This is a genomic window from Achromobacter semiaridum, assembly GCF_053543755.1.
Genome location: NZ_JBLVOL010000070.1, coordinates 68,030 through 88,650 on the forward strand (window position 1 = coordinate 68,030; position 20,621 = coordinate 88,650).

Sequence of the window (20,621 nt, forward strand, 5' to 3'; positions counted from 1 at the left end):
GGCTAGGGAAGAAAAGTGGCGCACCCCGAGGTTGTCAGGATGCGAAACGTGATCAGGCGTAGGTGAGCGTCACCGTTGCCGTGGCGTTGGCAACACCGGGGCGTTGCGTCGATCCGACTTTCACGTAAAACGCCTGAAAGGCGAATGTCTTCTTGTTTGACGTCACGTTGAAACTGAACGGATTGGTTCCGTTGAAATAGACCGTTTGGCTGGTCGCGGCATGGGTCGAATCGCTGCTCTTCATCATGACGCCGAAGCCCTGCGCAGCCCCTGTTCCGCTTGTCAATGCAAGCGTCATGGAGTCGCTTGCGAGCGTGCCGTTGAACCTGATGGACGCCGTGCTCAAGGTGTTCAGCTCGCACCCGCCCAGCGTGATGTTGAAGGTCTTCCAGAACTTTTGCGGCAACACGATGCCGCTCGTGAAATCGCTGATCGAAACGTCGCCGAGATTGACGGCGTCTGCCTCGATCGTGCAGGGCGTGTTGGTAATTCTGCCCGTGACATTCAGCGTTGCCGACTGTGCCTGCACGGCGCCTGCGGCCAGGCACAGCGCCACCATGGCAAGAGGCTGTTTAAGGTTGAATTTCATAGATGTGGGCCATAACGGACGCGCACGCCGGATGCTCAGCAACTGCCGATGCGCGCATGCGATTGAATTTGGGAATTCGTGCCTGCCTCGCGCCGGACACTTGGGCTTGGCGACATCTGGCACGTTGTTTTTCGGACCGCGTCAATGCGGTCGACAACGATCCACCTGGACGGGAGGCGGAACCCGGGCTCACCCGGATTCCGCCCAAAGGGGCGCGAGGCCCCTTCCGGGTGCTTACGAGTACTGAACTTCGAACAGGGCCTGGGCGTTGGCCTTACCGGCGGTCACGGCCGCATCGGTGGCTTCGTAGAACGCCTTGAAGTTGAAGTTGTTGGTGCCCTTGACCAGGTTGTACGAAGCGCCGGGGCCACCCACTGCGATGGTGGTGCCGTCTTCGGCCACCAGGCCAACTGCCACGCCCTTGGCGCCGCTGCCGTTTTCCAGGCTCAGCAAACGGTTGCTGATGACGCTACCGGCGCCGGGACGGAAGGCGATCGAAGCGGACGTGGACACGGTCGTGTCGCAGCCCAACAGCGCGATCGTGAAGTTGGTTTCCGGGCCCTTGGAGCCGACGCCGGAGAACATGTTCGTCGAGATGCTGCCCATCTTCACAACCATGTCGGCGCCTTGCTGACCGCCACCGATCGAGCAAGCCGACTGGGTGATGTCACCCTGGAAGGAGATGTTGCCGGAATCAGCGGCGGCAGCGGTGCCGGCGGCGACCATAAAAGAGGCGGCCAACAGAGTGCTGAGAAGAGTCTTAGTCATGATTTTTATGAAACCTGGTTTGAGTTACGTCGTTAAGAGGAATATTTTCGCCAATCAACCGCCAACGCCGAATTGCGGGGAATGGTGTACTTGCGAAAGCCTGCCGACTTGCGCGATGACCGCCAAACTGCCGACTAACAAGTTGGCGGGCCAGAAAACGCCCCGCCGAATAATCAAACCCATTAAATGCGGTTTATTATTTACGCCTCGTTGATATTTAATATCAGCCACCATCCCCCGGACAGCATGGGCAAGAACACGAGACAGCAGCGGATGCTTACGCATCAACCGCAGACACGGCACTGCCCAAAGGCGGTATCCCTGGTAAGACGTCGCAGAAAACCTCTGTGCGCAATCGCTTGCGTCGTAAGCCCAATCCGAAACGGAAATAAGCGCTTGGCGACGCAGTTCGGTGCAGACAATCTTCTGTTGATAGTCGACCCAGATACCTAACTTGCTCATTCGATTTACTCGACGTGTTGATTTAACGAAAAGGCTTTTGCCTTGCATCGCTCCACAATCTGAGCGTGATGAAATATTAGATTGCGTGCGAGTTTATTAATATCAGTCCAGAACGAAATAACGGCAGTACCACGATCAAAACTAGTACCCGTCCTATTTTCTGAGAAATCCTTTCAGACCTTTGCGTTTATGACGGGATTTCCCGGCTTGACATCGGAAGGGCCGGCGCTACGGTTGGCATGGATGCGCAGACGCCGGAAGCCCTGGGCGCGCATAACGCCAGCATCGACAAAAACGGAATGCCATATAACAGCGCGGGCGCAAACGCTTGGATCCATAGCGTGGATAGCGTCACCGCCCCGATCACAAGTGCACCCAGCGCGCCATGCCAGCCGCTCCAGCGCCGCGCGGCATTCTGCGGCAGGCGCCGGAATTGGACATAGGCCAGAAATATAGAGATCCATATCCCCAGCATGGCGGTGATGGCGATGGAAGACACGGCGACGTACACCACGCCGGGAAAAGCGTGATGCGCGGCGTAAACCGCCACCGCCAGCAACGTCACGGCAGTAACCGGCGCTCTAAGCTTGGTGCCTTGCGCCAGCACTGCGGGCGCCTGACCCGCGCGAGCCATGCTGAACAGCATGCGCGAACCGCCATAGATCTGGCAGTTCAAGATCGACACGACGGTCACCACCATCAACACGTTGAATGCCAGCCTGGCCCCCGGCACCTGCGCAAGCTCAAGCAGGAACACAAAAGGCGCCATCGCGGGCGGCGCAACTTCATACCATTGGAACCACGCGGATGCCGCCACACCGGCCACGACAAGCAGGGCGACCACGCGCGTCGCGGTGCGCATGCCGTGGCCGACGGACGCGCTGCGCGCATGAGTCTCCGAGGCGGCGACAGACACGATTTCCAGACCAATGAAGCCCATCGTCGCAATGGCGAAGGCCTGCCATAGCGCTGGCACATGCAGGTCCTGCATGAAGTCAGCGGAGGCGATGCGCACAGCCTCGGGTGAAACGTCCGCTGCGCCCATCGCGTAATGGCATGCCAGCGCGATAAGCGCCACCAGTGCCAGCCCTTTGATCGCAACAAGGGCCGATTCGACCCAAACGAACACGCGCGCGCCTGCCAGGTGCATAACGTTCAGCCCTATCAGCAGGCCGACCGCGACTACCACCGGCGGCAGTGGCGCGAACCAAGCCGCGAAGGTGGACTCCAGCATGGCAATTTCGGTGCCGACGATTGCCACGACGGACACGACATAAGCGGCACGAACGACAAAGCCGGTTCGGCGCCCCAAAAAGGCTTCAGCATAGGAGCCGAAGGCGCCCGGTGTCGGGTGCGCAGCCGTCAATTCCGACAGGCAGCGCATCAACAGCATGGCGACCAGCGCGGCCGCGCCATAGCTCAATACAGCGGCGGGGCCCGCCACCGTGAGCGCAAACCCGCTGCCTGAAATAACGCCGTAGCTGAGGACGGCGCCCAGGGCGATAACCGTAAGCTGGCCTCGCGAAAACACAGCGGGCAGGCCGGCATCCCGGCGAATGATCTGATTGATTTTCATGATGAGATAAATGTGGGTTCATCACGAGTTTGCAGGACGCGAACTGCACGTTCAATCAGACGGGTACGAAGCACAATGCGGCAGTGCCGGCCGGGGGCAAGACGGGCGCCCTAAATCAGAAGGTGATGCCAAGAAGGTGATGCGGACCGCGGGGGGGGTTATGAATAGCTGAGCGTTACCGTCGCGGTCGCGTTGGCGATGCCCGCGCTGCGCACCGGTGAAGAAGGCACAACAATATATCGGGCCAGAAAGCCAAAGGTGCTTTTTTTGGAGCCGATATTGAAGCTGTAGGTTTCGCTGCCATCGAATCTGATAATGCGGCCGTTGTCGCCATGGCTATAGTCGTTTGTAACGACTTGCACGCCTATGCCCTTCGCCGCGCCCGTACCCGCCGTCAAGGCCAGTACGCCGTTGTTCCCTGCGGTGGTGCCATTGAATCTTAGCGATGCCGTCGTCAAGGTGTTGATATCGCACTCTTGAAGGCGGACGTCGAAACCCTTGGAATACCGCGCCGCTGGAACCGAGGCGACGGCGAATTCAGTAATCGGAACATCACCCAGCGATACCGCATCCACCGTAATCGAGCACGGCTGAATGGTGACCCGACCATTAACGGTCATGGTATAGGATTGCGCCTGAACGCCGGCAACGGTCAGGCTTAGCGCCAGCAAAATAAACGGGCGCTGAAGATAGATTTTCATTTTTTATAATCCGGGCAGTCGTCAACGTGCCGGCAATTGCGGCGCGACGCGTGCGTCGCCGTAAGTCAACGCACATTACTTTTTAGTTTACCCAGGGGCCCCAAGGCTTTAAATCGTATGGGACTCAAAAAAACGCCATAAAGCCGGATTTATCGTACCCGTCCTATCTTTTCGGCATTTTTTTGGGGCCAACGGTCGGGATAGACCGCTGGCCCCGCGCGTACCGCGCTTACCTCGGCCGCAAGACGGGCCGGTATGGTCTACAGATAGGACAACGTCACAAGTTGACCGTAGCGCCCGGGTTGAACGTCGGAGCCGGTATTGGCTTTGGTGCTGGTGTTGCCCAGCGCCACTTGTTCGACGCGCTTGTCCACGCTTCGCGACTGCAATTCAGATTGGCTGATAGCAGCGACCCCTGATCGGGTTTGGCAATGCAACTGCGCCACTGCCTCCTTACCCACCCGCACGGCGGCCACCTGGCAATTGGTGGCATCTACGATGGCGCCCTGAAAGTAAATCCTTCCCCCTTCGGCAGCAGCCAACGAGGGACTCAGGGCGACAACGAGGAGGAATGTTCGGACGGATCCATAACGGGCCATGACATCTCCTTTTCGCAAACAGGCAGAGAAGGCGAGATGCCCTCTCTTACCCATTTACGGCGCCTTTGCCCCAAAGCTTTAACGGTGCGCGGCGCGGCCCGTCGATTGGCGTGTGCACGGCTTGCCAAAGCGCACGGACGGGTATGTCCGGTGGCGCCAGCGTTACGCCGCCAGCCCCGATCTGATGCCGTAGCGAACCAGGTCAATATCGTTGTCGACGTCCAGCTTGCGCATAGCCGCGCGCTTGTGCGCACCGACCGTCTGCTTGCTGCGGCTGAACTTCATCGCGATCTCACTTAGTGAAAGGCCAGCCAGAAAATGGCGCAACACTTCCATCTCACACCACGTCAAGGATGCGAGTCGATCGACACGCGGCTCCCGCACTTCGCGTTCCAGTGCCGACTGGATCTTTGGCGATCGATAGGATTGCCCGTTGTGCGCGGCGCGCAATGCAAGATGCAACTGCTCGGGCTGATCGGCCTTGCTGACGATCGCCTTGACTCCCAGGCGCTCCAGGGCAAGCAGCACGTTGCAATGGATGATTGAAGTCAACACGACTAACTGCACGCGGGGATAGCGACGCCGTATTCTCGCGAAAAGGCTAAGGCCATCTCCAAAATCGGCGCCCTGCATGACGTAATCGCTAACCAGCACATCGCACTCATGCTGCTTCAGAACGTCGAACAGTTCGGTCGAGTTGAAGGCGCATCCCACCACCTTGGCGGCGTCTGCCGTCGCAATCTCGACTTGCACACCCTTGACGCAGATCGGATGCCCGTCTGCGAGAACCACCCGGATGACGTCTTGCATGGCATCCCTCATGCGGTCCGGACGTCAATGCGGCGCCACGGTTCGCGCCCGACAGCGTTAGGTTTGTCAGGCTGCCGAGCGGCGGAGATACCACGATGATGAATTGGCCTGACAGACAGAGCGTGCGATAGATTGCTCATGCAAATTCCTGATGGTCCGCTGAAGAAAGTACGTCGAGCCTATCCACAATAGGCAAGCGCGACAATCGGACTCGAACGAAGGGTTCGACAGGGCGCATGGGACTGGCCAACATTGGCCGGGCGCCGCGCGCAAGCATGCACTCCGATCAGCGAAACGCCGCATCAGAAATCGATAGACATTCAGGGGGGATGTTTGATCCAGGATCCGCGCGTTGACTGCGGCCATGGAATCGAGAAGGATGAAGATGTGAGCCTAAGCTCACATCTTCGACGGGTGCTTTCCCGCGGGTGGCTGCCTAGCAAGCAGCGGCACCCGCACGGGCGGCGGGCCGCCGGAATCAGACGTTGAACAAGAAATTCATCACATCGCCATCCTGCACGATGTATTCCTTGCCTTCGGCGCGCATCTTGCCGGCTTCCTTGGCGCCTTGCTCGCCCTTGTACGTGATGAAGTCTTCGTACGCGATCGTCTGCGCGCGGATGAAGCCGCGTTCAAAGTCGGTGTGGATGACGCCGGCGGCTTGCGGGGCGGTTGCGCCGATGGGCACCGTCCAGGCGCGCACTTCCTTCACGCCTGCCGTGAAGTAGGTTTGCAGGCCCAGCAGCTTGAAGGCGGCGCGGATCAGGCGGTTCAGGCCCGGCTCTTCCATGCCCATGTCGGCCAGGAAGGCCTGGCGGTCGGCGTCGTCCAGGTCGACGATTTCGGATTCGATGGCGGCGCAGATGGCGACGACCGGTGCGTTGCGCGCGGCGGCAAATTCGGTCAGGCGGTCAAGCAGCGGGTTGTTGGTGAAGCCGTCGTCGGCCACGTTGCCCACGTACATCGCGCGCTTGGCAGTGATGAAGCATAGTTGGGCGATGTCGGCCTGTTCTTCGGGGCTGAGATCCAGCGCGCGGATCGGCTTGGCTTCGTTCAGCTGGGCCACGCACTTTTCCAGCACGGCCACGATGCGCTGCGATTCCTTGTCGCCGGAACGGGCGGTCTTCTGGTGACGCAGCAGCGCTTTTTCAGCGGTTTGCATGTCGGCCAGTGCCAGTTCGGTTTCAATGACTTCGATGTCGGCGATGGGGTCGATCTTGCCGGCCACGTGGATCACGTTGGGGTCTTCGAAGCAGCGCACGACGTTGACGATGGCGTCGGTTTCGCGGATGTGCGACAGGAACTGGTTGCCCAGGCCTTCGCCCTTGCTGGCGCCGGCAACCAGGCCGGCAATGTCCACGAATTCGACGGTGGCCGACAGGATGCGCTCGGGCTTGACGATTTCAGCCAGCTTTTGCAGACGCGGATCCGGCACTTCGACCACACCGACGTTGGGCTCGATGGTGCAGAACGGATAGTTCTCGGCGGCGATGCCGGCGCGGGTCAGAGCATTGAAGAGAGTCGATTTGCCAACGTTGGGCAGGCCGACGATGCCGCATTGCAGAGCCATGGGAATCCTGTGTAAGTACGGTATTGATCGTTAACGTTCTAGTTTACCCCGGGTGCGCCCCGTGGCAGTTTCGCCTGCGCGGCGATGCGGCCCCGCTATTGGGCAATGGATGGCGCCCAGCGCATCACGGCCCAGATCATCAAAATGGGGCCGGCGTTGAACGTGGCGTGCAGCAGAATGGCCGCGCCGATGCCGCGGCGCACGCGCATCCAGCCCAGCACCAGCCCGGTCAGCCACTGCGGCAGCACCAGCAGCGGCATCAGCCAGTACGGCGTCTTGCTGTAGACAAAATTAGTCAGGTGCACCGCCGCGAACGTCAGCGCGACCAGGTGGAACACCAGGCCAAAGTGCTTCAGGTAATAGCGCCGCCACGTCGTGTCCCAGCCCGTCAGCAGCGTCGCGCGTTGACGCACGCCCCAGCACGCCAGGATCACGAAGGCGACCAGCAGCAGCCCCGTCCACAGCTTCGGGCCATACAGCACGACCGGCATCAGCGCGGGCACCAGCCACAGCACCTGCAACGGTCGGCGCAGACCATAGCGGAACAACATTTCTTCGACCAGCGGCGCCCAGATCACCGCCGTGAGCCACGGCAGGTTGGTCGGATCGATGCGGTGGGTGGCGCCGCCCAGGCCGGCGGCCATCACGGCAACGGGACCCAGCGCAAAAAGATTCAGCGCCCACAGCAGCCCGGCCCAGGCCAACAGGCGCCCGGGGCGTATGCCCGGCCACCAGTCGGCTAGCAATCCACTGCCCGCCGCGCGGCCCGGCACGCGCGATAGCGGTCGCGGGTGCCGGATGTAGCGCCAGAAATCCGCGACTTCAGTTCGGAAGCGGGTTTTGGCCACGGGCTGGGATGGCGTGGGGTGGTTCATCCGGCGACGTTGCCGCTATGCAATTGGCGCGTAGCCAACGGAAAATCGCCCGCCAGCATCGCGGGCACGACGGCCCGGCAGCGGTCGATGACGGCTTCGATTTCCTTTTGCTCGTCGCGGCGCGGCGGGTGCAACACAAAGTCGGCAACCTGCTGCGCCAGGCCCAGCGTACGCGGATGGCCGATGCCGATGCGCAGGCGCCAGAAGTTCGGGCTGCCCAGCACGGCCTGGATGTCCTTCAGGCCGTTGTGGCCCGCATGGCCACCGCCCTGCTTGAGCTTGACCTGCCCGGGCAGCAGATCCAGTTCGTCATGCAACACCAGCACCTGTTCCGGCGCCAGCTTGTAGAAGCGCGCCAGGGCGCCCACAGCTTGGCCCGACTTGTTCATATAAGTGTTGGGCTTGAGCAGCAGCACGTTGTCCGCCCCCAGGCGCGACTTGGCGACCATGCCGAAAAAAGATTTCTCTAGCGCAAAAGAAGTGCGCAGATCGTCCGCCAGATGGTCGGCCAGCCAAAAGCCGGCGTTGTGCCGGGTCGTTTCGTAGTCGGGACCGGGGTTACCCAATCCCACAATGAGGCGTATGGGAATAGACATGATGGAGGGTGTTTAAACCAAAAAACCCTGCGCATGCAAATGCACACGCAGGGTTTCGGGCACAAGCCGCGGAAAGCCCGAAGGCTTTCCAGCAGACTTAGGCAGCCGGAGCGGCTTCTTCGGCTTCGTCGGCAGCGGCAGCGCCGCCCTTGACGATGGCGGCAGCCAGCAGCGGGTTGTCTTCACCGCCGTGGGGCACGTACGTCACGCCCATGGGCAGCTTGATGTCGGCCAGGTGGATCGAAGCGCCGGCCAGGATGTTGGTCAGGTCGACTTCGATGAACTGGGGCAGAGCCTTCGGCAGGCAGGTGATTTCCAGTTCGGTCGTCACGTGGCTGATGATGGCGCCGGCCAGCTTCACAGCGGGCGAGATTTCGGCGTTGACAAAGTGCAGCGGCACCTTGGTACGCAGAGCTTGGTTGGCGTCCACGCGCTGGAAGTCCACGTGCAGGACTTGCGGCTTGTAGGCGTGCCATTGAACCGAACGCAACAACACTTGCTCATCCTTCGAGCCTTCGAGCTGCATTTGCAGGATCGATGCGTGGAATTCTTCCTTACGCAGGGCGTGATAGATCTCGTTGTGGTCGAGTTCGATGTTCAGGGGGGCAGCCGTACCACCATAGACAATGGCGGGAACGCGGCCCGCGCGGCGCAGGCGGCGGCTCGCACTCGAACCCTGGACGCTACGCGCAGTGGCGATGAATTTCATGGAAAACTCCAAAAACAAAATAAGGTGAAGAGGCTTCACCAGTTAACGGCACGGCGCGCAACATGCGCGCCGTGTTGATTGCGCCTTGCCGCGACCAGCAAGGTGCAAAAACTAAGGGTAGGCTGCGGCCTGACCGACGCGAATCGCGTCAGTCGACGAACAGCGAGCTGACCGATTCCGCGTTCGAGATACGCAGGATGGTCTCGCCCAGCAGCGCGGCGCACGACAGCTGGCGGATCTTGCCGCTGGCCTGGCCTTGCTCGGAGAGCGGGATGGTGTCGGTGACGACCAGTTCGTCCAGTTCCGACGCTTCAATGCGGTCAATGGCGCCGCCCGACAGCACGGGGTGCGTGCAATAGGCGTAAACGGCGCCGGCGCCGCGGTCTTTCAGGGCCTGGGCCGCCTTGCACAGCGTGCCGGCGGTGTCGACCATGTCGTCCATGATGATGCAGGTGCGGCCGTCGACTTCACCGATGATGTTCATCACTTCCGACACGTTGGCGCGCGGACGACGCTTGTCGATGATGGCCAGGTCTGCTTCCAGCTGCTTGGCCAGCGCGCGGGCGCGAACCACGCCGCCGATGTCCGGGGACACCACGACCAGGTTCGAGAAATTGCGGCGCCAGATGTCGCCCAGCAAGATCGGACCGGCGTAGATGTTGTCCACGGGGATGTCGAAGAAACCCTGGATCTGGTCAGCGTGCAGGTCCATCGTCAGGACGCGGTCAACGCCAGCCACTTGCAGCATGTTGGCCACCACCTTGGCCGAGATCGCGACGCGCGCCGAACGCGGGCGGCGGTCTTGGCGGGCATAGCCAAAGTACGGAATCGCGGCGGTGATGCGGCCGGCCGACGCGCGGCGCAGGGCATCAACCATCACCATGATTTCCATCAGGTTGTCATTGGTGGGCGCACAGGTGGGTTGCAGGACGAAGACGTCCTTGCCACGCACGTTCTCGTTGATTTCGACCATCACCTCGCCGTCGGAAAAGCGACCGACGGTCATCTTGCCCAGGGACATATCGAGGTGGTTGACTACGTCCACGGCCAGCCGAGTGTTGGCCGTGCCCGTGAAGATCATGAAGCTATCGTTTGCCATGATGGATGATGCGATGGTCGTTGTAAGACACTAACGAGGTGATGCGGGGTGGAAACACCAGCGAATCCGGAAAATAAAAAAGCTGCTGAACCCGGGCCAGTGTCTTACAGGCGTGTTCAACAGCTTTTTTATGTATTCGGTTGGCTGGGGAGGAAGGATTCGAACCTTCGCATGCCGGAATCAAAATCCGGTGCCTTAACCAGCTTGGCGACTCCCCAACTATCTTGCAATCCAATTCCGCAACGGATGTTCAGTTAAACCAGTACAAGCCTGCACTAACCGAAACCGTGGATGCGTTGTGCTGTTTGTTTTAACAGCGCCGCGCATTATAGCGGATATTTCTGTTTTCGCCAAAACGGCTTCGGAAAGTTCTGAGAATTCGGCGAATAAACATGCGCCTGATCCCGACATGCGTACAGGATAACCCTGTTCTGCAAGCCACCGCGATGCCCTGAATACTTCAGGATAAAGACGGTGAACCACCGGCTCCAAGTCATTTTTCCCGAAGGAAAAAGTTGGCGAAGCAAGAAAGTCCGCTATTGTGATGTAAGAAGAATCCCTTGTCAAATCGGGTGCCGAAAATATTCCTACAGTCGGCACGCTGGTGTCAGGTTGCGCTACGAGATACGCGCGTTCGGGCAGCGTCACGGCGGTCAGTGCTTCGCCCACGCCTTCCGCAAATGCGGATTGCCCGAACACGAATACCGGCACGTCGGCGCCCAACGGCAAGGCCAGGTCCATCAGCTGGCGCCGCGTGAGGCCCGTGTTCCACAGCTTGTTCAAGGCGATCAACACCGTGGCCGCATCGCTGGAACCGCCGCCCAGCCCGCCCCCCTGTGGAATCCGTTTTTCAAGGCCGATCCGCACGCCCTGGCGCGTGCCGGTGGCGCGCTGCAAAGCATGCGCGGCCCGCAGGGTCAGGTCGTCGGCTTCCGACACGCCGGCAAGCTCGGTGGCGCGGCTGATGATGCCGTCGGCGCGCACGTCGAAATGCAGCGTGTCGCAAAGGTCGATGAAGCGGAAAACCGTTTGCAGCAGGTGGTAGCCGTCAGCGCGGCGGCCCACCACGTGCAAAAACAAATTCAGCTTGGCGGGAGCGGGTACGTCGTACAGAGTCACATCAGGCAACCGGTGCGGGACAAGCCCACATTCTAGCCACGCGCCGGGCCCTGCGCCGTGTAGTACGGCACGTTGGCGCGCGCCAGGGGCTCGCGGCCACGCAGATGGTCGGCCAGCTTTTCGGCCATCATGATGACCGGCGCGTTCAGGTTGCCCGTGACGATGTCCGGCATGATGGACGCATCGATCACGCGCAGATTTTGCAGCCCGTGCACGCGCCCATAGCCATCCACCACCGCCATCGGGTCCGAGGCCGCCCCCATCTTGTTCGAGCACGACGGGTGATACGCGGTCTCGGCTTGCGCGCGCACAAAGGCATCCAGGTCCGCATCGCTTTGCAGGGCATTGCCCGGCGAAATCTCGCGGCCGGCATATTGCGCCAGCGCGGGCTGCGCGAAGAGTTCACGCGTGATGCGCAGCGCCGCGCGAAATTCGCGCCAGTCCCGCGGGTGCGACATGTAGTTGAACAAGATACTGGGATGGTCGTGCGGCGAGCGCGACCGTACGTGCACGCGCCCCCGGCTGGGCGAGCGCATTGACCCCACATGCATCTGGAAACTGTGTGCCTTGATCGGGTTGGACCCGTTGTAATTGATGGCCACCGGCAAGAAGTGATATTGCAGGTTCGGCCACGGGAAGTCGTCGTGGCTGCGTATGAAACCGCCGGCTTCGAATTGGTTGCTGGCGCCGATGCCCGTCCCCATCAACAACCACTCAGCACCGATCGCCGGCTGATTGCGCAACCTGAGCGCGGGGGCCAGCGACACGGGCTGCTTGCATTCAACCTGCACGTAAAGCTCCAGGTGGTCTTGCAGGTTTTCGCCCACGCCGGGCAATTCATGGCGCACGGCGATGCCCAGGCGGCGCAGCAGCTGGCCCGCGCCCACGCCTGACCGTTGCAGAATCTGCGGCGACGCGATGGCGCCCGCGCACAGCAGCACCTCGCGGCGGGCAAAGCTGCGGTGCTGCTGGCCATGCTGTTCCCAGGCCACGCCTTCGGCGCGCTGGCCCGAAAACAGGATCACGTCGGTCAACGCCCGCGTCACGATGGTGAGGTTGGCGCGCCCGCGCGCCTGATCCAGATAGCCGCGTGCCGTGCTGGCGCGACGCCCGCGCGGGGTCACGGTGCGGTCCATGGGGCCAAAGCCTTCCTGCCGATAACCGTTCATGTCAGGCGTATGCGGATAGCCCGCCTGCGTGCCCGCCGTGATCATGGCGTCGAACAACGGGTTGTTGTCCAGCTTGGGCGTGGTGACGCTGACGGGCCCGGCGCCACCGTGATATTCGCAGGCGCCAACGTCGCGGCTTTCGGCCTTCTTGAAGTACGGCAGGCACGACAGGTAATCCCAATGCGCCAGGCCTTCGATGCGCGCCCAATGGTCGTAGTCCAGCGCATTGCCACGGATGTAGCACATGCCGTTGATCAGCGACGACCCGCCCAGGCCCTTGCCGCGGCCGCAGTCCAGGCGGCGCCCGTTCAGGTGCGGCTCGGGGTCCGTCTGGTAGCCCCAGTTGTAGCGCCTGCCTTGCAACGGCATGGCCAGCGCGGCCGGCATCTGTGTGCGGAAATCGAAACGGTGATCCTGCCCGCCCGCTTCCAGCAGCAGCACGGTGGTGCCCGGGTCTTCGGTCAGCCGCGTGGCCAGCGTGTTACCGGCTGATCCCGCGCCCACGATGATGTAGTCGTACTCCCGCTTGATCGACATGCCCTTCCCCCCTACGCGTACAGAAAGCGGGCGGCCCGGCGTCACGCCCGGCGCCCGGTGCGATGTGCGACGGCGCCGTCAGAACACCGAGGCGAACTCCCCAAGTTCGACCTGGACGGACTTCGTTTGCGTGTATTGCGCCAGCGCGTCCAAGCCGTTTTCGCGGCCCAGACCCGACTGCTTGTATCCGCCCACCGGCATTTGCGCGGGAGATTCGCCCCACGTGTTGATCCAGCAAATGCCCGCCTGCAAGCGATGCGCGATGCGGTGCGCGGCGGCAAGGTCGCTGCTGACCACGCCCGCCGCCAAGCCGTAGCGGCTGTCGTTGGCGCGCTGCACGACTTCGTCCTGGCTATCGAAAGACAGGATGGTCATGACGGGACCAAAGATCTCTTCCTGCACGATTTCCATGCTGTCGTCGCAGTCGGTGAACACGGTGGGGGCCACGTACGCGCCCTTGGCCAGCACGCCGTCCGTCAAGCGCACACCGCCGGCCAGCAAGGTTGCGCCTTCGCGCTTGCCGATTTCGATCCAGCTCAGCACGCCGTCCATGTGCGCGGCGCTGACCAGCGGGCCGAAGTTGGTGCGGGGGTCGAAGGGGTCGCCCACCCGAATGCGTGCCACGCGTTCCAGCACGGCGGCTTCGAATGCCGCCTTTTGCGACCGGTGCACGAAGACGCGCGTGCCGTTGGTGCACACCTGCCCCGAGCTGAAGAAATTGGCCATCATGGCGATGTCCGCGGCGCGTTCGACGGAAGCGTCGGGCAACACGATCAAGGCGGACTTGCCGCCCAGTTCCAGCGTCACGCTCTTGAGTGATGCCGCCGCCACCCCCATGACCCGCTTGCCCGTATCCACGCCGCCCGTAAAGGATACTTTCGCCACGGCCGGGTGCCCGGTCAGCCAGTCGCCGATGTCACGGCCGCTGCCCAACACCACATTGAAAACGCCGTTGGGCACGCCGGCTTCGGTATAGATTTCGGCAAGCCGCAGCGCCGTCAGGGGCGTGATTTCGGCGGGTTTGAAGACCATTGCGTTACCCGTGGCCAGCGCCGCGGCCGACTTCCACATGGCGATCTGAACCGGATAATTCCATGCGCCGATGCCCGCGATCACCCCCAACGGTTCACGCCGCGTGTAGAAGAAGCTGGACTCGCGCAGCGGCACCTGGATGCCTTGCACGGCAGCCGCCAAGCCCGCGTAGTACTCGATGACGTCCACGCCGGTGGCGATGTCCACCGTGCGGGTTTCCGACAGCGGCTTGCCGGTATCCAGCGTTTCCAGTTCGGCCAGTTCGTCATTGCGTTCGCGCAGCAGCTGCGCGGCCCGCAGCAGCACCTGGCCGCGCTGGGCGGCGGACCGCGCCGCCCATGCCCTTTGCCCTTCTTGCGCGCTGGCCACCGCGCGGTCGATATCCTGTCGGGCGGCCACCTGCACTTCCGCCAACACCGCGCCATTGGCGGGGTTCACCGTGGTGATGGTCTTGCTGCTGATGGCGTTGGTGCGCCGACCGTGGATGTAGAGTTGCTGGATGGGCAAAGGCATGGAGGTCCGTCCTATTGTCAAAGTGAGGGCGGGCCCAGGGCCGGCTCCCCCACGAATTGGCTGCGAGCTAGCAGCAGGTCTACATAGTCGTAAGCGACGGCGCGCGCTTGTTCGCCCGCGAAATCCGCGCCCATCAAACCACCGCGCAACCACAACCCGTCGACCATGGCGGCCAGGCCGCGCGCGGCTTCCCGCGCTTGGGCAAGCGGCAACACGCGCTGGAATTGGCAGCACAGGTTGGAATGCAGCCGGCGATCATTGGCGCGTTGCAAACGGCCCAGGCGCGGCTGGTGCATGCTGGCCGCCCAGAACGTCAGCCACGCGCGCATCGCGCTGCGCGAAACCTGCGTGGGCACGAAGTTGCCTTCGATGATGGCGCGCAGTTGGGCACGGGCGTCGGGCGCGGCAGCGGCGCGCGCGCGCGAAATGGAATCACGCAGGTTGCGCAGCAATTCCCGCATGGACGCTTCCAGCAAGCCGTCCTTGTCGCCGAAGTAATGGCTGATGATGCCGGTGGACAGTTTGGCGGCGCGGGCGATGTGCGCGACGGAGCTTTCCGCCAGGCCGACCTGATCGATGGATTCAAGCGTGGCCTGAATAAGCTGATTGCAACGAATGGGCTGCATTCCGACTTTTGGCATGTTGCGCGGGGATTCCTGATGACGTGACGATGGCGACGGCAAGGACGGCAACGAGCTGTCCGCCGGGTGCGGTCGAGTCTAATTTATATTGATTGATCGTTCAATATAAAAACGGTAAGGTGCCGCAGACACATTGCCGGCAGACACATTGCCCGCAACACATCGACGGCAGCAACGCGAACAGCATCACACCGGTAGCACCACGCAGCATCACCACACGGGGAGACAGCGGTGCGGCATGAACGGACCACTTCGACGCAGCCAACGGCAAGCGCACCGCCTTGGCGCGCATGGCTGGCGCATACCAATCCCATCGTTTTTCTTAGCGCGGCCGTCTCCGTCCTGGCGTTCGGCGCCCTGCTCATCTGGCAGCCCGATGCCGCGCAGGCATGGCTGCAAGCGGCGCAGTTGCTGGTGGCAGCGCACTTTGGCTGGTACTACATGCTGGCCATGACCATCAGCGTGGGCTTTGCCCTATGGCTGGCCCTGTCGCGCCACGGCGCGCTGCGCCTGGGCGATGACGACGAGGCCCCGGAATTCAGTTATCTGTCTTGGGTGTCGATGCTGTTTTCATCCGGCATCGGCATCGCGCTGGTCTATTACGGCGTCTACGAACCCCTGGACCACTTCCTGTTGCCGCCCACCGGCGCGGGCGGCACGCAAGAGGCGGCGCGCAACGCGCTGACGCTGACCTTTCTGCACTGGGGCATCCACGGCTGGACGCTCTATGCCCTGACCGCCACCGCGCTTGCCTATTTTGCGTACCGCCACAAGCAGCCGCTGGCGCTGCGTTCGCCCTTGCAGGGGCTGTCGGACAAACCCTTGCCCAAGGGGGTCGGCCATGCGGTGGACGGCTTCGGCGTGCTGGCCACGATAGTCTCCATGGTCACCAACCTGGGCCTGGGCGCCTTGCTGCTGCACGCGGGCCTGACCTATCTGCTTAACGTTCCCGACACGGCCGCCGCCCAGGTGCCCATCGTCATCATCATGATGGTGGTGGCCACCGGCGCGGCCGCCCTGGGCATCAAGCGCGGCATTGCCGTGCTGTCCAACGTGAACACCGCATTGATGTGCCTGTTGTTGCTGTTCGTCTTCCTGGCCGGACCCACCCGCCTGCTGCTGGACGGCATGGTGCAGAACCTGGGCGACTACCTCAATGCGTTTCCGGGCAAGACGTTCGACCTGTACCTGTACGACATGAAGGCCGTGCGCTGGACCAGTTCCTGGACCATCTTCTATTGGGCCTGGTGGATCGGTTGGGCGCCCTTCGTCGGCATGTTCATCGCCCGTATTTCACGCGGACGGCGGATACGGGAATTGATCTTCGGAGTGATGCTGGTGCCCCTGGGCTTCACGCTGGCCTGGCTATCCATCTTCGGCAACACCGCCATCAATCTGGTGATGAACGAGGGCGCGGCGGGGCTGGGCGAAATGGCCTTGGCCAATCCGCCCATGGCGTTCTACACGCTGATGGAATACCTGCCGCTGACGCAGTGGGTGGCCGCCGTGGGCGTGGTGATGTCGTTCATGCTGTTCCTGACGCCGGTCGATTCAGGCACGCTGATGATCGCCAACCTGTCCGCGCGCAACGCGGACGCCGGGCACGATGCGCCCATCTGGCTGCGGGTATTCTGGGCGTCGCTGACCACGATGCTGGGCGTGGGGTTGCTGCTGGCGGGCAACTTCAATGCGATGCAGACGGCGGTGGTGCTGTGCGGCCTGCCCTTTTCGGTGATCTTGCTGGGCTACATGGCCAGCCTGTACCGGGCGCTGGCCCGAGACAACCCCGCGCCCGGCCGCCAGGCCCTCCCGCGCTGAAGCGAGCCAAACATGCGGGCTAAAAATGCGGGCTAAAAAGCGGGGGACGTTTACGGCTGGTTGACCACCAGCCGAACCATGATGCGGCGACCCGGCTCCTGGCGTTGCAGCACCAGCATCCGCGGGCCCAGGTTGTCGTAGCGCGACAGGTTGGCGCGCCAGCCGCCTTGCTCGAAGGCGGTGGGACGGCCCTGATCGTCACGCGCGATGTCCGACGCTTCCGGGTCGGCGGGCAACTTGCCGCGCAGCCAGTCACGCAAGCCCGACACGGGCATGCTGCTGCCCAGCGCTTCTTCGGCCAGGGCATCGGGGTTATCGGCTTCCAGGCGGGTGCCGTCAGCCTTGGTCAGGGTGGCCGCGCCGGGCCGCCCTTGCACGCGCGCTTCGGTTGAACCCAACGGGTTGGTCAGGTCCAGCACATAGCGCTGGCCGTCGTCCGACCACGAAAACCCGCCCTGTACGGCGTTTTGCTTGCCGCCTTCTTCGTTGACGGTGATCGCAAAGCGGCCAATGCGCGAGAACGCATCGGCGCCGGCGCCTTCAATGGGTTTGGGCGTGGTGGTGCAGGCGGCAAGCGCCGCCGCCAGCAACGTCAGGAGCGCCAGGCGCAGCCAGGCAACCATGCCCGGCAGGCGTCGCAATGCCAAAGCCATCACAGGTTGACTCCCAGCCGCCGAACGACGTCCTGGACGGTCTTGTTCTTGGGATCTTTCATCAGCGCCACGCGCAGCAGCTCGATGGCCTGATCGCGCTTGCCTTGGCTCCAGAGCACTTCGGCCAGGTGGGCGGCGATGTCGGCTTCGGGGCGCACGCTGTAGGCGCGGCGCAGGTACTGCGCGGCGGATTCGGATTCGCCCATGCGGTACTTGACCCAGCCCATGCTGTCCAGAATGAACGGGTCGTTGGGCGACAGTTCAAGCGCCTGGGTGATCAGGTCCAGCGCTTCGGGCAGGCGCTGGTTGTGGTCGGCCAGCGTGTAGCCCAACGCGTTGTAGGCGTGGGCGTGGTCCGGGTCCAGCGCGATGACCTGGCGCAGCATGCGTTCAAGATCGGCCAGGCGGTTCTGGCGTTCGTACAGCATCGCCAGTTCGTATTTGATTTCGACGGTGTCCGGCAGCGCCTGGTCGGCGGCTTCCAGGGTGCTGACCGCTTGCGGCACGCGGTCCGCGTCGCGCAGGATCTGCGCCTTGGTCAAGACGCCCAGCGTGCGCTCTTCTTCGTCTTGCGGGCCGGCGGCGTCGATCATGGCCAGCGCGTCGTCCACGCGGCCGCTCTTGGCGCGCAACGCGGCTTGACGCATCTGCACGGAATAACGCAGCGTCGGGTCGTCGATGCGGCCCAGTTCGCGGATGGCTTCGTCGTAGTTGCCCTGGTCTTCGGCAATGCGCGACAGCAGCACGTGCGCGTCGGCCGCGGCGGCGCCGGCATCGGTTGCGCCCGGCACCGTGGCGCGCTGACGCTGCTGCTGCACGTCCAGATACTGTTGCAGCAAGGTCTTGGCTTGCGGCAGTTGCCCCGCCTTGTAAGCCAGCTGCGCCTGCATGAAAAGCAGGTCAAAGTCTTCCGGCGACCGGCGCGACATGGCTTGCAGTTCGGACAGCGCGCCGTTGTAGTCGCCGCTATCGGCCAACTGGCCCGCCAGCATCAGGCGCACCTTGCGGGCGTTGGGATTGCGGTTGATATAGGCGCGGGCCTCGGTCTGGGCGCGTTGCGGGTCCACCTTGGAGCCGTATTCCAGCAGACGCTGGGCGGCAGCTTCGGATTTCGGGGCGCCGGCCAGGGCCGCCCGGGATTCCTGCGTGGCGCGTTCGTAATCACCCGCGGCCGAGGCCACGTCGGCCAAGGCCAGATGGGCGGCAGGCAGCTTGCGCACGCTGTCGCTCAGGGATTCGTCCAGGATGCGCAGCGCCAGGCGGCGGTCGTTCAGGCGGCTGAGCACGGCCAGCGCCTGGCCGATGGCGGCCGGCTTGTCGCGCGAGGCGTCGATGCGGTTGCGCAGCGCCTGGGCCAGGCCCTTGGTCTGGCCATTGGCGGCCGCCAGGGCCAGCTCGGTGGAACTGGCTTCGACGTCGTTGGGAGACAGGCGCGCCCACACGCGGGCGGCGTCCAGCGCACCGGCAAGATTGCCGCCGGCCAACTGGAACTCCAGGCCGCGTCGCGCCAGGCGGGGGTCGCCCGTGTCGCGGGCAAGGCCGACCATGGTGGTGGCCGCCGTGCCGTACATGCCGCGCTGGGCGGCGATTTCTGACGCGAGGACGCGGTAGAAGATGTCGGCGGTCAGCGAGACATAGGGCAACTGACCCGGCCGCAGGCGGATCACCTCGGTTTCCGGCTGGCGGTTCTGCGGGGCCATGCGAGGCCCGGTCGCATCACGCGTCCGGCTGTCGGCCGCCTGGGCCGGCAGCGAAAAACCTGTTGCCAGCGCAAGCGCCAACACGGCGATCCCGATATTCATTTGTTTGAAAGACGACTTCACGCGGCCCGTCCGGTTGATGGCACAATCTTCGTACACGCAATTGATGATCTTACACTGGCTCATGCCGGAACTGCCTGAAGTCGAAACCACGCGTCGAGGAATCGACGCCGTCATCACCGGCCGGACGCTCTTGCGACTGGTCATCCACGAAGCCCGCATGCGCTGGCCCATCCCCGCCGACCTGCCGACGCTGATCGGCGGGCGCGAGGTGCTGGAATGCGCCCGCCGCGGCAAGTATCTGCTGCTGCGGTTCGAGCACGGCACCCAGATCGTGCATCTGGGCATGTCGGGATCGCTGCGCAGCGTGGCCCCTGGTGAGTTTCTGCGCAAGCACGACCATGTCGAATGGATCTTCCAGGATGCGGTGCTGCGCCTGCACGACCCCCGCCGCTTTGGCGCGGTGTTGTGGCACGACCATGCCGATGGCCCCATCGACGCGCATCCGCTGCTGGCCAAGCTGGGCATCGAGCCCTTCGACCCCCGCTTTGACGGCGCCTGGCTGCACCGGCATTTCAAGAACCATGGCGCCGCCATCAAGCAGGTGCTGCTGGCCGGCATGGCGGTGGTGGGCGTGGGCAATATCTACGCATCCGAAAGCCTGTTCCGCGCGCGCATCAACCCCAAGACGCCTGCCAACAAACTGTCATTGGCCCGTTGCGAACGGCTGGCCGACATGGTGCGCGCCACGCTGGCCGACGCCCTGACCTCTGGCGGCAGCACGCTGCGGGACTACGTGGGCGCCACCGGCGAACCCGGCGCGTACTTCGAGATCCACGCCGCTGTCTATGAACGCGAAGGCCGGCCCTGCCGCGTGTGCGAAACCCCGATACGGCGGTTCGTCCAGGGCCAGCGGGCGACTTACTACTGCCCAAAATGCCAACGGAACTAGGCCTAAGGCCCTGAAATTCCGGGGAAAATCCCTGCAAACCCTCGACCATTTGTTTATAGCGAACGTATTGCAC

General features: G+C 63.0%; 20 protein-coding genes and 1 tRNA gene. 2 read left to right on the forward strand and 19 right to left on the reverse strand.

All coding sequences use genetic code 11. The annotated features are described in order from the left end of the window. Positions 1-52: 52 nt before the first annotated feature. From ACNPP0_RS19275 to betI, 17 genes are all read right to left on the reverse strand, one after another. Positions 53-589, reverse strand: a complete 537-nt coding sequence (locus ACNPP0_RS19275; protein WP_448706737.1) for a fimbrial protein — start codon at positions 587-589, stop codon at positions 53-55. Positions 590-823: 234 nt separating this feature from the next. Continuing rightward, a complete protein-coding gene (locus ACNPP0_RS19280) occupies positions 824-1,357 on the reverse strand; it encodes a fimbrial protein (RefSeq protein ID WP_448706738.1) in 534 nt (177 codons plus the stop codon). Between the two features lie 54 nt (positions 1,358-1,411). Continuing rightward, entirely contained in the window at positions 1,412-1,819 is a 408-nt protein-coding gene (locus ACNPP0_RS19285; protein ID WP_448706739.1) for a hypothetical protein, read from the reverse strand. Between the two features lie 187 nt (positions 1,820-2,006). After that, the gene (locus ACNPP0_RS19290; protein WP_448706740.1) at positions 2,007-3,395 is read right to left on the reverse strand and encodes an amino acid permease; all 1,389 of its coding nucleotides are present in this window, start codon (positions 3,393-3,395) and stop codon (positions 2,007-2,009) included. Between the two features lie 158 nt (positions 3,396-3,553). Beyond that, the gene (locus ACNPP0_RS19295) at positions 3,554-4,096 is read right to left on the reverse strand and encodes a fimbrial protein (RefSeq protein WP_448706741.1); all 543 of its coding nucleotides are present in this window, start codon (positions 4,094-4,096) and stop codon (positions 3,554-3,556) included. 260 nt (positions 4,097-4,356) lie between these two features. Next, entirely contained in the window at positions 4,357-4,695 is a 339-nt protein-coding gene (locus ACNPP0_RS19300) for a hypothetical protein (protein ID WP_448706742.1), read from the reverse strand. Positions 4,696-4,857: 162 nt separating this feature from the next. Beyond that, the gene (locus ACNPP0_RS19305; protein WP_448706743.1) at positions 4,858-5,505 is read right to left on the reverse strand and encodes a response regulator; all 648 of its coding nucleotides are present in this window, start codon (positions 5,503-5,505) and stop codon (positions 4,858-4,860) included. Between the two features lie 478 nt (positions 5,506-5,983). Beyond that, entirely contained in the window at positions 5,984-7,075 is a 1,092-nt protein-coding gene (ychF, locus tag ACNPP0_RS19310; RefSeq protein WP_332610938.1) for a redox-regulated ATPase YchF, read from the reverse strand. Positions 7,076-7,170: 95 nt separating this feature from the next. Continuing rightward, on the reverse strand, positions 7,171-7,950 hold the full coding sequence (locus tag ACNPP0_RS19315) for a CPBP family glutamic-type intramembrane protease (protein ID WP_448706744.1): 780 nt from the start codon (positions 7,948-7,950) through the stop codon (positions 7,171-7,173). Further along, on the reverse strand, positions 7,947-8,546 hold the full coding sequence (gene pth / locus ACNPP0_RS19320) for an aminoacyl-tRNA hydrolase (RefSeq protein WP_332610934.1): 600 nt from the start codon (positions 8,544-8,546) through the stop codon (positions 7,947-7,949). The genes ACNPP0_RS19315 and pth overlap by 4 nt, the downstream gene beginning before the upstream one ends. A gap of 97 nt (positions 8,547-8,643) precedes the next feature. Next, positions 8,644-9,255: a 50S ribosomal protein L25/general stress protein Ctc gene (locus ACNPP0_RS19325; protein WP_046805051.1), complete on the reverse strand. Its 612-nt coding sequence runs from the start codon at positions 9,253-9,255 to the stop codon at positions 8,644-8,646. Positions 9,256-9,403: 148 nt separating this feature from the next. Further along, positions 9,404-10,354 carry a ribose-phosphate pyrophosphokinase gene (locus ACNPP0_RS19330; protein ID WP_006227587.1) on the reverse strand — a complete coding sequence of 317 codons (951 nt, stop codon included), beginning with the start codon at positions 10,352-10,354 and terminating at the stop codon, positions 9,404-9,406. 141 nt (positions 10,355-10,495) lie between these two features. Then, positions 10,496-10,572 (reverse strand) — tRNA-Gln (locus tag ACNPP0_RS19335). Between the two features lies 1 nt (position 10,573). Then, positions 10,574-11,473 carry a 4-(cytidine 5'-diphospho)-2-C-methyl-D-erythritol kinase gene (gene ispE, locus ACNPP0_RS19340; protein ID WP_332610932.1) on the reverse strand — a complete coding sequence of 300 codons (900 nt, stop codon included), beginning with the start codon at positions 11,471-11,473 and terminating at the stop codon, positions 10,574-10,576. A gap of 32 nt (positions 11,474-11,505) precedes the next feature. Continuing rightward, a complete protein-coding gene (betA, locus tag ACNPP0_RS19345; RefSeq protein WP_448706745.1) occupies positions 11,506-13,179 on the reverse strand; it encodes a choline dehydrogenase in 1,674 nt (557 codons plus the stop codon). 78 nt (positions 13,180-13,257) lie between these two features. Continuing rightward, positions 13,258-14,724: a betaine-aldehyde dehydrogenase gene (gene betB, locus ACNPP0_RS19350; RefSeq protein ID WP_448706746.1), complete on the reverse strand. Its 1,467-nt coding sequence runs from the start codon at positions 14,722-14,724 to the stop codon at positions 13,258-13,260. 17 nt (positions 14,725-14,741) lie between these two features. Continuing rightward, a complete protein-coding gene (betI, locus tag ACNPP0_RS19355; RefSeq protein WP_332610928.1) occupies positions 14,742-15,365 on the reverse strand; it encodes a transcriptional regulator BetI in 624 nt (207 codons plus the stop codon). Between the two features lie 231 nt (positions 15,366-15,596). Between betI and ACNPP0_RS19360 the strand changes: the two genes are divergently transcribed. Next, complete coding sequence (locus ACNPP0_RS19360; RefSeq protein ID WP_448706747.1) at positions 15,597-17,183, forward strand: BCCT family transporter; 1,587 nt, start codon at positions 15,597-15,599, stop codon at positions 17,181-17,183. Positions 17,184-17,233: 50 nt separating this feature from the next. Here ACNPP0_RS19360 and lolB read toward each other — a convergent pair whose 3' ends face one another. Next, positions 17,234-17,836 (reverse strand): lipoprotein insertase outer membrane protein LolB, encoded by a 603-nt coding sequence (gene lolB / locus ACNPP0_RS19365; RefSeq protein WP_448706748.1) that lies wholly within the window; start codon positions 17,834-17,836, stop codon positions 17,234-17,236. Further along, positions 17,836-19,722 carry a tetratricopeptide repeat protein gene (locus ACNPP0_RS19370; protein WP_448706749.1) on the reverse strand — a complete coding sequence of 629 codons (1,887 nt, stop codon included), beginning with the start codon at positions 19,720-19,722 and terminating at the stop codon, positions 17,836-17,838. The genes lolB and ACNPP0_RS19370 overlap by 1 nt, the downstream gene beginning before the upstream one ends. Between ACNPP0_RS19370 and mutM the strand changes: the two genes are divergently transcribed. Next, positions 19,721-20,548, forward strand: a complete 828-nt coding sequence (mutM, locus tag ACNPP0_RS19375) for a bifunctional DNA-formamidopyrimidine glycosylase/DNA-(apurinic or apyrimidinic site) lyase (protein ID WP_448706750.1) — start codon at positions 19,721-19,723, stop codon at positions 20,546-20,548. The genes ACNPP0_RS19370 and mutM overlap by 2 nt on opposite strands. Positions 20,549-20,621 lie beyond the last annotated feature (73 nt).

Bases quoted from the DNA above. Each gene is read 5' to 3' on its own strand.
- ACNPP0_RS19275 (WP_448706737.1), bottom strand. From the start codon at position 589: ATGAAATTCAACCTTAAACAGCCTCTTGCCATGGTGGCGCTGTGCCTG.
- ACNPP0_RS19280 (WP_448706738.1), bottom strand. From the start codon at position 1,357: ATGACTAAGACTCTTCTCAGCACTCTGTTGGCCGCCTCTTTTATGGTC.
- ACNPP0_RS19285 (WP_448706739.1), bottom strand. From the start codon at position 1,819: ATGAGCAAGTTAGGTATCTGGGTCGACTATCAACAGAAGATTGTCTGC.
- ACNPP0_RS19290 (WP_448706740.1), bottom strand. From the start codon at position 3,395: ATGAAAATCAATCAGATCATTCGCCGGGATGCCGGCCTGCCCGCTGTG.
- ACNPP0_RS19295 (WP_448706741.1), bottom strand. From the start codon at position 4,096: ATGAAAATCTATCTTCAGCGCCCGTTTATTTTGCTGGCGCTAAGCCTG.
- ACNPP0_RS19300 (WP_448706742.1), bottom strand. From the start codon at position 4,695: ATGGCCCGTTATGGATCCGTCCGAACATTCCTCCTCGTTGTCGCCCTG.
- ACNPP0_RS19305 (WP_448706743.1), bottom strand. From the start codon at position 5,505: ATGCAAGACGTCATCCGGGTGGTTCTCGCAGACGGGCATCCGATCTGC.
- ychF (WP_332610938.1), bottom strand. From the start codon at position 7,075: ATGGCTCTGCAATGCGGCATCGTCGGCCTGCCCAACGTTGGCAAATCG.
- ACNPP0_RS19315 (WP_448706744.1), bottom strand. From the start codon at position 7,950: ATGAACCACCCCACGCCATCCCAGCCCGTGGCCAAAACCCGCTTCCGA.
- pth (WP_332610934.1), bottom strand. From the start codon at position 8,546: ATGTCTATTCCCATACGCCTCATTGTGGGATTGGGTAACCCCGGTCCC.
- ACNPP0_RS19325 (WP_046805051.1), bottom strand. From the start codon at position 9,255: ATGAAATTCATCGCCACTGCGCGTAGCGTCCAGGGTTCGAGTGCGAGC.
- ACNPP0_RS19330 (WP_006227587.1), bottom strand. From the start codon at position 10,354: ATGGCAAACGATAGCTTCATGATCTTCACGGGCACGGCCAACACTCGG.
- betA (WP_448706745.1), bottom strand. From the start codon at position 13,179: ATGTCGATCAAGCGGGAGTACGACTACATCATCGTGGGCGCGGGATCA.
- betB (WP_448706746.1), bottom strand. From the start codon at position 14,724: ATGCCTTTGCCCATCCAGCAACTCTACATCCACGGTCGGCGCACCAAC.
- betI (WP_332610928.1), bottom strand. From the start codon at position 15,365: ATGCCAAAAGTCGGAATGCAGCCCATTCGTTGCAATCAGCTTATTCAG.
- lolB (WP_448706748.1), bottom strand. From the start codon at position 17,836: ATGGCTTTGGCATTGCGACGCCTGCCGGGCATGGTTGCCTGGCTGCGC.
- mutM (WP_448706750.1), top strand. From the start codon at position 19,721: ATGCCGGAACTGCCTGAAGTCGAAACCACGCGTCGAGGAATCGACGCC.
- ACNPP0_RS19370 (WP_448706749.1), bottom strand. From the start codon at position 19,722: ATGAGCCAGTGTAAGATCATCAATTGCGTGTACGAAGATTGTGCCATC.